Origin of the sequence: Pseudomonas laurylsulfativorans (assembly GCF_002906155.1) — a bacterium.
GTDB classification, from domain to species: Bacteria; Pseudomonadota; Gammaproteobacteria; order Pseudomonadales; family Pseudomonadaceae; genus Aquipseudomonas; species Aquipseudomonas laurylsulfativorans.
Genome location: NZ_MUJK01000009.1, coordinates 169,713 through 182,303, shown reverse-complemented (window position 1 = coordinate 182,303; position 12,591 = coordinate 169,713). Strand labels below are relative to the sequence as shown.

13 protein-coding genes are annotated in these 12,591 nt (G+C 60.3%); 8 read left to right on the top strand and 5 right to left on the bottom strand.

The window, feature by feature from the left end; genetic code table 11:
* Position 1 precedes the first annotated feature (1 nt).
* From B0D71_RS23865 to ntrC, 3 genes are all read left to right on the top strand, one after another.
* Positions 2-607: a DUF4124 domain-containing protein gene (locus tag B0D71_RS23865; RefSeq protein WP_420825146.1), complete on the top strand. Its 606-nt coding sequence runs from the start codon at positions 2-4 to the stop codon at positions 605-607.
* A 230-nt stretch (positions 608-837) separates the two neighbouring features.
* Positions 838-1,923: a nitrogen regulation protein NR(II) gene (gene glnL, locus B0D71_RS23860; RefSeq protein ID WP_085725497.1), complete on the top strand. Its 1,086-nt coding sequence runs from the start codon at positions 838-840 to the stop codon at positions 1,921-1,923.
* Entirely contained in the window at positions 1,920-3,356 is a 1,437-nt protein-coding gene (gene ntrC / locus B0D71_RS23855; RefSeq protein ID WP_034148556.1) for a nitrogen regulation protein NR(I), read from the top strand. Before glnL ends, ntrC begins: the two co-directional genes overlap by 4 nt.
* Before the next feature lie 544 nt (positions 3,357-3,900).
* On the opposite strand, the gene B0D71_RS23850 is transcribed toward ntrC, so the two are convergent.
* A complete protein-coding gene (locus tag B0D71_RS23850; protein ID WP_103396904.1) occupies positions 3,901-4,341 on the bottom strand; it encodes a hypothetical protein in 441 nt (146 codons plus the stop codon).
* On the opposite strand from B0D71_RS23850, the gene trmL reads away from it, so the two are divergent.
* A complete protein-coding gene (gene trmL / locus B0D71_RS23845; RefSeq protein ID WP_103396903.1) occupies positions 4,340-4,795 on the top strand; it encodes a tRNA (uridine(34)/cytosine(34)/5-carboxymethylaminomethyluridine(34)-2'-O)-methyltransferase TrmL in 456 nt (151 codons plus the stop codon). The genes B0D71_RS23850 and trmL overlap by 2 nt on opposite strands.
* 182 nt (positions 4,796-4,977) lie before the next feature.
* On the opposite strand, the gene secB is transcribed toward trmL, so the two are convergent.
* The 3 genes from secB to B0D71_RS23830 are packed head-to-tail and all read right to left on the bottom strand — an operon-like array spanning position 4,978 to position 6,190.
* Positions 4,978-5,463 carry a protein-export chaperone SecB gene (gene secB / locus B0D71_RS23840; RefSeq protein ID WP_015093084.1) on the bottom strand — a complete coding sequence of 162 codons (486 nt, stop codon included), beginning with the start codon at positions 5,461-5,463 and terminating at the stop codon, positions 4,978-4,980.
* A 57-nt stretch (positions 5,464-5,520) separates the two neighbouring features.
* The gene (gene grxC, locus B0D71_RS23835; RefSeq protein WP_008018956.1) at positions 5,521-5,775 is read right to left on the bottom strand and encodes a glutaredoxin 3; all 255 of its coding nucleotides are present in this window, start codon (positions 5,773-5,775) and stop codon (positions 5,521-5,523) included.
* A gap of 1 nt (position 5,776) precedes the next feature.
* The gene (locus tag B0D71_RS23830) at positions 5,777-6,190 is read right to left on the bottom strand and encodes a rhodanese-like domain-containing protein (protein ID WP_007989216.1); all 414 of its coding nucleotides are present in this window, start codon (positions 6,188-6,190) and stop codon (positions 5,777-5,779) included.
* 152 nt (positions 6,191-6,342) lie between these two features.
* Here B0D71_RS23830 and gpmI point away from each other — a divergent pair, with 152 nt between their 5' ends.
* From gpmI to B0D71_RS23810, 4 genes are all read left to right on the top strand, one after another.
* Positions 6,343-7,872 (top strand): 2,3-bisphosphoglycerate-independent phosphoglycerate mutase, encoded by a 1,530-nt coding sequence (gene gpmI / locus B0D71_RS23825; RefSeq protein WP_103396902.1) that lies wholly within the window; start codon positions 6,343-6,345, stop codon positions 7,870-7,872.
* 376 nt (positions 7,873-8,248) lie between these two features.
* On the top strand, positions 8,249-9,544 hold the full coding sequence (locus B0D71_RS23820; RefSeq protein WP_103396901.1) for a murein hydrolase activator EnvC family protein: 1,296 nt from the start codon (positions 8,249-8,251) through the stop codon (positions 9,542-9,544).
* A 34-nt stretch (positions 9,545-9,578) separates the two neighbouring features.
* Positions 9,579-10,898: a S41 family peptidase gene (locus B0D71_RS23815; RefSeq protein WP_103396900.1), complete on the top strand. Its 1,320-nt coding sequence runs from the start codon at positions 9,579-9,581 to the stop codon at positions 10,896-10,898.
* A 1-nt stretch (position 10,899) separates the two neighbouring features.
* Entirely contained in the window at positions 10,900-11,676 is a 777-nt protein-coding gene (locus tag B0D71_RS23810; RefSeq protein ID WP_103396899.1) for a divergent polysaccharide deacetylase family protein, read from the top strand.
* A 117-nt stretch (positions 11,677-11,793) separates the two neighbouring features.
* Here the strand turns inward: B0D71_RS23810 and B0D71_RS23805 are convergent, their stop codons facing one another.
* Positions 11,794-12,549 carry a substrate-binding periplasmic protein gene (locus B0D71_RS23805; RefSeq protein WP_103396898.1) on the bottom strand — a complete coding sequence of 252 codons (756 nt, stop codon included), beginning with the start codon at positions 12,547-12,549 and terminating at the stop codon, positions 11,794-11,796.
* Positions 12,550-12,591: the final 42 nt, after the last annotated feature.

Below are 12,591 nucleotides of genomic sequence, written 5' to 3'. Positions count from 1 at the left end.
AATGATCGCCGGCCTGATCGCCCTGCCCGCGTCGGCAGAGGTCTTCATGTATGTCGACGCCCAGGGCAATCGGGGTTTCACCGACCAGCCCAAATCCGGCAACGCCAAGCGTGTAGCGCTGACAAAGAGCAATCAAATGTCTGCCCGCCCCATCACGGCCGCGCCCCTGATTGCAGCAACAACGCCCGAAGAACAACCGGTATTCCACTACGACCTGCTGCGCATCCTGGTGCCGGAGCCGGACGCGACCATCCGCAACAACGCCGGCGAAGTCATCGTCAGCGCCACCAACGAACCCGGCCTGCAACCCGGTCACCGCTACCGGCTGCTGCTCGACGGCCAACCCACCGCCGAACCTGGCCTGAGCCCGGTGTTCCCGTTGAGCAACATCGATCGGGGCAGCCATACCCTGTCCGTGGAAATCCTCGACGAACAGGGGCGCATCGTCGAACGCACCGCCAGCCAGCCTTTCCATATGCAGCGCACGTCCCTCGCCCAGAAGCGCCAGATCAAACCCTGCGCCCTCGAAGACTACGGCAAACGGCCGGAATGCCCGCTCAGCGACAAGCCCGCCGAAGAAAAAAATCCTTTCCTGCGACTTTTCTAACCTCGTTCAGGTTTGCGCACTATATTGGTGCAATTGCTTGCACCGTACTCACATTCCAACCCATTTTGGTTCGAAACTACCCGTGAAAGCTGGCAAAGCGCCACGCAAACGAGCGTCAAACGCCCGTTTCAGGCCTTTCGCGCTTCTTTTCGGAGCCTTGGTTTGGTTTTTGCATTTTCCCGGTATCAACGCTTGTTTCTTGCGCATGCTCCGCCCCAAAAGAGGTCCCGATGACCATTAGCGACGCACTCCACCGTTTGCTACTCGACAACCTCACCACCGCCACCATCCTGCTCGACGCCGAACTGCGCCTCGAGTACATGAACCCGGCGGCGGAAATGCTGCTGGCCATCAGCGGTCAGCGCAGCCATGGGCAGTTCATCAGTGAACTGTTTACCGAATCGACCGAAGCGCTGAACTCCTTGCGCCAGGCCGTCGAACAAGCGCACCCGTTCACCAAGCGCGAGGCCATGCTCACCGCCCTCACCGGCCAGACCCTGACCGTTGACTACGCGGTAACGCCGATTCTGAGCGATGGCCACACGATGCTGCTGCTCGAAGTCCACCCCCGTGATCGCCTGCTGCGGATCACCAAGGAAGAAGCACAGCTTTCCAAACAGGAAACCAGCAAGATGCTGGTGCGCGGCCTGGCCCATGAAATCAAGAACCCCTTGGGCGGGATTCGCGGCGCGGCGCAATTGCTGGCCCGAGAGCTGCCGGAAGAAAGCCTGCGCGATTACACCAACGTCATCATCGAAGAGGCCGACCGTCTGCGTAACCTGGTCGACCGCATGCTCGGCTCCAACAAGCTGCCTTCACTGGCCATGTGCAATGTCCACGAAGTGCTTGAACGTGTCTGCCATCTGGTGGAGGCCGAAAGCCAAGGCTGCATCACTTTGGTGCGCGACTACGACCCAAGCATCCCCGACGTGCTGATCGACCGCGAGCAAATGATCCAGGCGGTCCTGAACATCGTGCGCAACGCGATGCAGGCCATCAGTAGCCAGAACGAGCTGCGCCTTGGCCGCATCAGCCTGCGCACCCGCACCATGCGCCAGTTCACCATCGGCCATGTACGCCATCGCCTGGTGACCAAGATCGAGATCATCGACAACGGCCCGGGCATTCCCGCGGAACTTCAGGAAACCATCTTCTTTCCCATGGTCAGCGGTCGTCCGGACGGTACCGGGCTGGGCCTGGCCATTACCCAGAACATCATCAGCCAGCACCAGGGCCTGATCGAATGTGACAGCCACCCCGGCCACACCACTTTCTCGATCTTTCTGCCACTGGAACAAGGAGCCACATCGACATGAGCCGTAGTGAAACCGTGTGGATCGTCGATGACGACCGTTCTATCCGTTGGGTCCTGGAAAAAGCCTTGCAACAGGAAGGCATGACCACGCAGAGCTTCGACAGCGCCGATGGCGTGATGAGCCGCCTGGCGCGCCAGCAACCGGACGTGATCATCTCCGACATCCGCATGCCCGGTGCCAGCGGCCTGGACCTTCTGGCGCGGATTCGCGAGCAGCACCCCCGGCTGCCGGTGATCATCATGACCGCTCACTCCGATCTGGACAGCGCTGTCGCGTCCTATCAGGGCGGCGCGTTTGAATACCTGCCCAAGCCGTTCGATGTGGACGAAGCAGTGTCGCTGGTCAAACGCGCGAACCAGCACGCTCAGGAACAGCAAGGCCTGGAAGTCCCGGTCGCTTTGACCCGCACCCCGGAAATCATCGGCGAAGCGCCGGCGATGCAGGAGGTGTTTCGCGCCATCGGCCGCCTGAGCCATTCCAACATCACCGTGCTGATCAACGGCGAATCTGGTACCGGCAAAGAACTGGTGGCCCACGCCCTGCACCGCCACAGCCCGCGGGCCGCTTCGCCGTTCATCGCGCTGAACATGGCGGCGATCCCCAAAGACCTGATGGAATCCGAACTGTTCGGCCACGAAAAAGGCGCATTTACCGGCGCGGCCAACCTGCGTCGCGGGCGCTTCGAACAAGCGGACGGCGGCACACTGTTCCTCGATGAAATCGGCGACATGCCGGCAGACACCCAGACCCGCTTGCTGCGCGTACTGGCTGATGGTGAGTTCTACCGCGTCGGCGGTCATGTGCCAGTGAAGGTCGATGTGCGCATCATCGCCGCGACTCACCAGAACCTGGAAACCCTGGTGCATGCCGGGAAATTCCGTGAGGATTTGTTCCATCGCCTCAACGTTATCCGCATCCATATCCCGCGTCTGTCGGACCGTCGCGAAGACATCCCGACCCTGGCCAAGCACTTCCTCAGCCGCGCCGCGCAGGAGTTGGCCGTCGAGCCGAAGCTGCTGAAAAGCGAAACCGAGGAATACCTGAAGAACTTGCCGTGGCCAGGCAACGTACGGCAGCTGGAGAACACCTGCCGCTGGATCACCGTGATGGCTTCGGGTCGCGAAGTGCACATCGGCGACCTGCCGCCGGAACTGCTGAGCCTGCCACAGGACTCGGCCCCCGTGACCAACTGGGAACAGGCCCTGCGCCAGTGGGCTGACCAGGCACTGGCCCGTGGCCAGTCGAGCCTGCTCGACAGCGCCGTGCCGGCCTTCGAGCGGATCATGATCGAGACCGCCCTCAAACACACCGCCGGTCGCCGCCGCGATGCCGCCGTTTTGCTGGGTTGGGGGCGTAATACCCTGACCCGCAAGATCAAGGAATTGGGGATGAAGGTGGATGGCGGGGATGATGATGAGGGGGATGAGGGCTAAACAGCCTTTAGTACTTCGCTGATCGATAGACCCAATCGCGAGCAAACTCGCTCCCACAATGGATTTTCGGTGTTTTCACTATCGTGTCGACACCATCGAACCCTGTGGGAGCGAGCCTGCTCGCGATGCTTTTTGGGTTATCAGTGCACCGCCTGAATGCACCGTGAACCGCAATCGCGCACGACAACCGATCCGAAACCCCGCCTACATTTGCTATCGAACCCCTATCGAAAAAACACGAAAGCCCCGAATTACGGGGCTTTCAGCGTTTTTTGTTTCGCAATATTAAAACCTGGCACGCCCCCTGCAATGACCCTTTCAGGTGAATCAGTTCACCTACCCGGTTTCGGGGACCTTGGTACAGGCAGGCCGGGGATTCCCCTCTTTACACCGGGCTCACACCGCACTCGCGACGAGCCCAACCGTTTTGGGGCCCTTGATACAGGCAGGTCAGGGGTTCCTTCTTTACACAGGCTCATACCGCAATCGCGACGAGCCTCCCGTTTCGGGAACCTTGGTACAGGCAGGCCGGGGATTCCCTCTTTTATTGCTCCCGGAGATGGATCTCCAGCCGCCAGCGGTCATCGACCTCGCTACCGGCCCACTCGCCCTGCAGGGGCCGGGCCGCCACCAGCGTCAGTAACAACCCCCCATCGCTCAAACGTACCCGCCAGTTCACGTCCTTGCCGTCGAGCTTGAGCTGGCCTTTCTGCGCCTTGCCCTCGGCACCAAACAGCAGCGCGACACTGCCGTCGACGATTTCACCATGGGTCTTGGGTTCGTTGTTGAACCACACCACCAGTCCGTCGTTGGTCACTTCAACCTGCTGCAACTGACTGGGGTCTGGCGTGGTCAGGCGACCGATCATCATCCCGACCATCACCCCGACAATCGCCAGCGAGCCCATCACCCGCAGGAATAGTTTCGAACGCACGCCTTCTGGCGGCGTAGAATGCGCGTCATCTTTACCTTCGGAGCCGTGCATGTTTCACGTCATCCTTTTCCAACCAGAAATTCCGCCGAATACCGGCAACGTTATCAGGCTGTGCGCCAACAGTGGCTGCCACCTGCATTTGATCGAACCGCTGGGCTTCGAGATGGACGACAAGCGCCTGCGCCGGGCCGGCCTCGATTACCACGAGTACGCCACCCTGCAACGCCACGCGGACCTTGCCAGCTGCCTGGAGAGCCTTGGCCACCCACGGCTGTTCGCGTTCACCACCAAGGGCTCGCGGCCGTTCCACGACGCCAGCTTCGCCGAGGGCGATGCCTTCCTGTTCGGCCCGGAAAGCCGTGGTTTGCCCGCCGAGGTGCTAGATGCCCTGCCCGCAGAACAACGCTTGCGCCTGCCGATGCGTGAAGGCTGCCGCAGCCTGAACCTGTCCAACACTGTCGCTGTCGCCGTTTACGAAGCCTGGCGTCAGAACGACTTTAAATAACACCGCCATCCTTGTAGGAGCTGGCTTGTCGGGTCGCCGCATCGCAGCGAAAGCGGTGTATCAGCCAGCACAATGGTTGAATGTGATGGCCCCTTCGCTGGCAAGCCAGCTCCTGCAGGTTTCGTTTGCTCCATGAAAAAAGCGCCTTCAGAGGCGCTTTTTTCATGGAGCAAACGACGCTTTTACTGAACGGTCGGAGTCTCGCCAGCCGCCTGCATGCGTTGCAGCTCTTGCGCGTACAGCGCATCGAAGTTCACCGGAGCCAGCATCAGTGCCGGGAACGAACCGCGGGTCACCAGGCTGTCCAGGGTTTCGCGAGCGTACGGGAACAGGATGTTCGGGCAGAACGCACCCAGGGTGTGGCTCATCGATGCATCGTCCAGGTTCTTGATCAGGAAGATACCGGCCTGTTGCACTTCAGCGATGAACGCCACTTCGTCACCGTTTTTCACGGTAACCGACAGGGTCAGCACGACTTCGTGGAAGTCGGATTCCAGCGCCTTTTGACGGGTGTTCAGATCCAGCGCGACGCTCGGCTCCCACTGCTGGCGGAAGATCGCCGGGCTTTTCGGAGCTTCGAAGGACAGGTCACGCACATAAATGCGCTGCAAGGAGAATTGCGGTGCAGTTTCTTCTTCGTTCGCAGCAGTGTTCTGTTGGTCAGTCATCGCAGATCCTTCTTGATCCAGGGTTCTTTTAGGTTTGCTGGTTTGGGGGTATTGCCGTCAGGCCTTGAGCAGCGCGTCGAGCTTGCCGGCGCGCTCCAGGGCGAACAAATCATCACAACCGCCCACGTGGGTGCTGCCGATCCAGATTTGCGGCACGGACGTACGTCCGGCCTTCTGGGCCATCGCAGCGCGCACCTGCGGCTTGCCATCGACCTTGATCTCTTCGAAGGCCACGCCTTTGTTCTCGAGCAGGTACTTGGCTCGCGAGCAGTAAGGGCAGTAATCGCTGGAATAGACGACGACGCTACTCATATCACTTCACCAGCGGCAGATTGTCGGCTTTCCAGCTGGAAATACCGCCGGACAGCTTGGCGGCAGTGAAGCCGGACTTCATCAATTCGCGGGCGTGGGTGCCGGCGGTCTGGCCCATGGCGTCAACCAGGATGATGGTCTTGGCCTTGTGCTTTTCCAGTTCGCCGACGCGGGCGGCCAGTTTGTCCTGGGGAATGTTCACCGCACCGACAATGTGACCGGCGGCGAAATCCTTGCTCGGACGAATGTCGACCACTACGCCTGCGTCCTTGTTGACCAGGCCGGTCAGTTCGCCGGTGCTCAGGCTGCGGCCGCCGCCCTGCATTTGGTAGGCAATCAGCAACGCCAGCAGTACGACGAAGATACCGACGAGAATGTAGTGGTTAGTGGCGAATTCAATCAGGTGAGCAACCATCGAAGGAGGTTCCAGGGCGTTAAAATGTCGGCCAGTATACACAGCCACTATGGTGGGCCAAACCCCGTCCGGCGGTGACGTGGCCGGAACTTCGCATTAAACTGCCACTCCCTTTTCCATTACCCCTTTTACCTCAGCCACGAGTGGATTCCATGACTACCACGCCTAAACCTTTGGTCCTGATGATTCTCGACGGCTTCGGTCACAGTGACAGCCCCGAATCCAACGCCATTTTCGCGGCGAAGAAGCCCGTACTGGACCGCCTGTGGGCCACCGTGCCGAACGGCCTGATCTCGGGCAGCGGCATGGACGTCGGCTTGCCGGACGGCCAGATGGGCAACTCGGAAGTCGGCCACATGAACCTGGGCGCCGGCCGCGTGGTGTATCAGGACTTCACTCGCGTGACCAAATCGATCCGCGACGGCGAGTTTTTCGAGAACCCGACCATCTGCGCCGCCGTGGACAAAGCCGTCGCTGCCGGCAAGGCCGTGCATTTCATGGGCCTGCTGTCCGATGGCGGCGTGCATAGCCACCAGGATCACCTGGTCGCCATGGCCGAACTGGCCTTCAAGCGCGGCGCGCAAAACATCTACCTGCACGCCTTCCTCGACGGCCGCGACACTCCGCCGAAAAGCGCGCAATCGTCGATCGAACTGCTCGACGCGACCTTCCAGGCCCTGGGCAAAGGCCGGATCGCCAGCCTGATCGGCCGTTACTACGCCATGGACCGCGACAACCGTTGGGACCGTGTATCCCAGGCCTATAACCTGATTGTCGATGGCCAGGGCGAATTCAACGCCGCCACCGCTCAGGAAGGTCTGCAAGCAGCTTACGAGCGTGGCGAGAGCGACGAATTCGTCAAAGCCACCTCCATCGGTGAGCCGGTAAAAGTCGAAGACGGCGATGCTGTGGTGTTCATGAACTTCCGCGCCGACCGCGCCCGCGAGCTGACCCGCGTGTTCGTCGAAGACGGCTTCAGTGAATTCGAGCGCGCCCGCCAGCCGAAACTGGCCGGTTTCGTCATGCTGACCCAATACGCCGCCAGCATCCCTGCGCCATCGGCTTTTGCTGCCGGCAGCCTGGAAAACGTGCTGGGCGACTACCTGGCGAAAAACGGCAAGACTCAGTTGCGCATCGCTGAAACCGAAAAGTACGCCCACGTGACCTTCTTCTTCTCCGGCGGCCGCGAAGAGCCGTTCCCGGGCGAAGAGCGCATCCTGATCCCGTCGCCGAAAGTCGCCACCTATGACTTGCAACCGGAAATGAGCGCACCGGAAGTCACCGACCGTATCGTCGATGCCATCGAAAACCAGCGTTACGACGTGATCGTAGTCAACTACGCCAACGGCGACATGGTCGGCCACAGCGGCGTGTTCGAAGCGGCGGTCAAGGCTGTTGAATGCCTGGACCTGTGCGTGGGTCGCATCGTCGATGCCCTGGAAAAAGTCGGTGGCGAAGCCTTGATCACCGCAGACCATGGCAACGTCGAGCAAATGGCCGATGAAACCACTGGCCAGGCGCACACCGCACACACCACCGAGCCGGTGCCTTTCATCTATGTCGGCAAGCGCGATCTGAAAGTTCGCGAAGGCGGCGTGCTGGCGGACGTGGCGCCGACCATGCTGAAGCTGCTGGGCCTTGAACAACCGGCGGAAATGACCGGGACTTCGATTCTGGTGTAATCCGGTTACCCCATACACTGCAAAACCCTGTAGGAGCTGGCTTGCCAGCGATAGCAATCTGACAGTCAGCATCTATGTTGAATGATCGGCCGCGATCGCTGGCAAGCCAGCTCCTACAAGGGACCGCGTGACCTACAAATCCTGTAGGAGCCGGCTTGCCGGCGATGGATTCAAGTGCGCCGCGTTTATCCGGTTTTCACGCGTTATCGTTAACGACCATCGCTGGCAAGCCAGCTCCTACAGTGTCTGTGGTGGTTTTGAAGATTAAATCCCCCCACATCTCCCTCCAGTTATCACACAGTCAGAAATGGGCATTTTTTTTGCCGCCCATGGCGGGCATACTAGGCCGTCCCTTTCCCTGGTGCCGCTCGCCCCTATGCTTCGCGTCCTGATAGCCCTAGCCCTGACATGCCTGCTCCAACCGGCCTTTGCTGACGAGCGTGCAGAAACCCAACAACAGTTGGACGCCACGCGTCAGGACATTGCCGAGCTGAAGAAACTGCTGGGCAAGTTGCAGGAAGAAAAGTCCGGCGTGCAGAAAGAGCTCAAGGGCACCGAAACCGAAATGGGCAAGCTCGAAAAGCAGGTCGACGCCCTGCAAAAAGAGCTGAAGAAAAGCGAAGCCGAGCTACAGCGCCTCGATGCAGAGAAAAAAAAACTCCAGAGCGCGCGCACTGAACAGCAACGACTGATCGCCATGCAGGCCCGGGCGGCCTACCAGAACGGTCGTCAGGAGTACCTCAAGCTGCTGCTCAACCAGCAGAATCCGGAAAAATTCGCCCGTACCCTCACCTATTACGACTACCTGAGCCAGGCCCGCCTGGAGCAGTTGAAGAGCTTCAACGAAACCCTGCGCCAACTGAGCAATGTCGAAAAAGACATCGCCATGCAGCAGGCGCAATTGCTGGTGCAGCAAAGCAGCCTCGACACCCAGCGTGGCGAACTAGAGAAAGTTCGCCAGGAACGCCAACAAGTCCTGGCCAAACTCAATGACGACGTAAAGGCTCGCGATCAGAAACTGGCGGCGCGCGAGCAGGATCAGGCAGACCTGTCTAAAGTCCTTAAAACCATTGAAGAAACGTTGGCCCGCCAGGCCCGTGAGGCAGAAGAAGCGCGGCAAAAAGCGCTGATTGCCCAGCAGGAAGCCGAAAAAAAGCGTTTACGTGAGGCCCAGTCGCAGGCAGATGCCAGCGACGACGCCCCACGCAAACCGGTCAGATCGACACCTGGCGCACTGGTTTCCAGCTCCGGCGAGACCTTTGGCGGCCCGTTTTCATCAACCCGCGGCAAACTTCCATGGCCTGTCGACGGTCGATTGCTGGCGCGCTTCGGTGAAAGCCGTGGCGATGATGCAAGGACCAAGTGGGATGGCGTGATGATCGGCGCGTCTGCTGGCAGTGCGGTGCATGCCGTGCACGGTGGTCGCGTGGTGTTCGCCGATTGGTTACGCGGCGCCGGGCTGCTGGTGATTCTCGACCACGGCAATGGCTATTTGAGTCTGTACGGTCACAACCAGACGTTGCTCAAGTCTGCCGGTGACGTTGTAAAAGCCGGTGAGCCTATTTCCACTGTCGGTAACAGTGGCGGGCAGGACACACCAGCGCTGTATTTCGCAATTCGTCAGCAGGGTCATCCGAGTGACCCTGCGCAATGGTGCCACGCGCAAGGATAGGCGTTGAGTTACCTACATTAGGAGTTCGTTCGACATGCTGCATTTGTCCCGCCTTACCTCGCTGGCCCTGACGATCGCCCTGGTGATCGGCGCGCCTCTGGCGTTTGCCGCTCAACCAGCCCCGGCGGTTGCGCCTGCGGGCACTGCTGCGACCACCAAGGCGCCACTGCCGCTGGATGAGTTGCGCACCTTTGCCGAGGTGATGGACCGGATCAAAGCCGCTTATGTCGAACCGGTGGACGACAAGACCCTGCTGGAAAATGCCATCAAGGGCATGCTCAGCAACCTCGACCCGCATTCGGCCTACCTCGGCCCTGAGGATTTCGCCGAGTTGCAGGAAAGCACCAGCGGTGAATTCGGTGGCCTGGGCATAGAAGTCGGAGCCGAAGACGGCTTCATCAAAGTGGTGTCACCGATCGATGACACTCCGGCCTCCAAGGCTGGCATTCAGGCCGGCGACTTCATCGTCAAGATCAACGGCCAGCCCACCCGCGGCCAGAGCATGACCGAAGCCGTGGACAAGATGCGTGGCAAGATCGGCGAAAAAATCACCCTGACCCTGGTACGCGATGGCGGCACGCCGTTCGACGTGACGCTGGCCCGCGCCGTCATTCAAGTGAAGAGCGTGAAGAGCCAGTTGCTGGAATCGGGCTACGGCTACATCCGCATCACCCAGTTCCAGGTCAAGACCGGCGAAGAAGTCTCCAAGGCCCTGGCCAAGCTGCGCAAGGACAACGGCAAGAAGCTCAAGGGCATCATTCTCGACCTGCGCAACAACCCGGGTGGCGTGTTGCAGGCGGCGGTGGAAGTGGTCGACCACTTCATCACCAAGGGCCTGATCGTTTACACCAAGGGTCGCATCGCCAACTCCGAGCTGCGCTTCTCTGCCACCGGCAAGGACGAAAGCGAAGCCGTGCCAATGGTCGTGCTGATCAACGGCGGCAGCGCCTCGGCTTCGGAAATTGTCGCCGGCGCCCTGCAGGACCAGAAACGCGCCGTGCTGATGGGCACCACCAGTTTCGGTAAAGGTTCGGTGCAAACCGTGCTGCCGCTGAACAATGACCGCGCCTTGAAGATCACCACGGCGCTGTATTACACGCCGAACGGCCGCTCAATCCAGGCCCAGGGCATCGTCCCGGACATTGAAGTGCGCAAGGCCAAGATCACCAGCGAGCAAGACAACGACTACTTCAAGGAAGCTGACTTGCAGGGGCACCTGGGCAATGGCAACGGCGGTGCCGACAAACCGACCGGCTCCAGCAGCAAAGCCAAGCCGATGCCTCAGGACGATGATTACCAACTGGCCCAGGCCCTGAGCCTGCTCAAAGGGCTGAGCATCACGTCCGGCCGTTGAGATGTTTCTGCGGTTGCTGATCGGTCTGTTGTGTTGTCTGGCGGGTGTTGCTCACGCAGAGCCCGCCGGATCGACGCCCCACAAAGCCTACCTGAGCCTGATCATCGATGACCTGGGGCAGAACCTGCCCCGGGATCGCCGGGTGCTGGCCCTGCCCGGCCCTGTGACCACGGCGATCATGCCCGACACGCCCCACGCCACCGAATTCGCCCGTGAAGCCCATCGCGCCGGCAAAATCATCATCCTGCACATGCCCATGGACCCGGCCACCGGACCGTTCGCCTGGCATCCCGAACTGCCCATCGATGAGCTGGAAAAGCGCCTGAACGCTGCGTTCAAAATGGTCCCGTACACCAGCGGCATCAACAACCACATGGGCAGCCGCATGACTGCTCAGCGACCGGCCATGGCCTGGCTGATGGCCGAGCTGCAGCGTCGGCACAAGTTCTTCGTCGATAGCCGCACCAGTGCGCAGACTGTCGCGGCAGCCGAGGCACAGAGGATCGGTCTGGCGAGCGTCTCGCGGGATGTGTTCCTGGACGATGAACGCACTGAAGCAGCGATCCTGACCCAGTTGCAGACCGCGATCAGTCTCGCGCATCAGCAGGGTTCGGCGGTGATGATCGGACATCCGTATCCGCAGACCCTGGCGGTGCTGGAGCGCGAATTGCCCAGGCTCAAGGCTCAGGGGATCGAGTGGATCGATATCAAGCAGATGATCAGTGTGCGCAGTAACCGGGCGACGGCTGCGCATGGGAAGGATGGGGTGTACCGCTAAGTCTGTTACTGACCAAATCACTGTAGGAGCCGGCTTGCCGGCGAAGCGGTCTTGAATACTGCACTGCCTTTGCGGCCGCCATCGCTGGCAAGCCAGCTCATACAGGGGGGTGTGCAGTTAGAGATACTGCGCCATGATCTCGTCCACCCGCCCCTCTTTGCGCATCTGATCCAGCGCCACCTGGAGCTTGGCTACCGTCTCGTCCGGCACGTCCCTGTTCAGCGCCAGGTACAGTTCGGCACTGTTGAAGCGCAGTACGGTTTTCAACCCGTTGACCCCTTCCTGACGCGCCAGATAGCGCCCGGCCGGGTCACCGGTGGCCCACAGGTCGATCTGGCCGTTGACCAGTTTTCTGGCGTTGTCCTGATCACGCAGCACGACGATCGGGTTGAGACCTTGCTTGGACAGCGTCTCGGCAATCGCATCGCCTTTGTAGGCGCCGATCTTGTATTTGCGCGCATCATTCAAGGTTTCGAGGGTGATCTTGCTGTCAGCCTTGGCCAGCATGATCCAGTCGTCCGGGCCAATTGGGCCGACCCATTTGAACAGCTTCTCGCGATCGGGCAACCGCGCCATGACGAATACGCCATAACCGGGTTTTTCCAGGGTGAGTTTGTAGATCCGCTCCCAAGGGAAACGCAGCGTCAGGCTGTAGGTAATGTCGGCGCGCTTGAATATCTCGCGAACGATGTCGGTGGCGATGCCATTGATGTTCTCGTCCTGAGCGAAGTTCTTGCCGTTCTTCGCCATGTTGTACGGCGGGAAGTTTTCCGTCAGCAACACCAGGTCGGTATCGGGGCTGTCTTTAGCGTTTGCTCCGTTGATCAACAACAGAGACGCGCTGGCAAGGACGAGAAGAAAGCGTTTAAGCATGTCTGGCTACCGAAATCCATGGCGTACCCAAGAGTGCCTTGG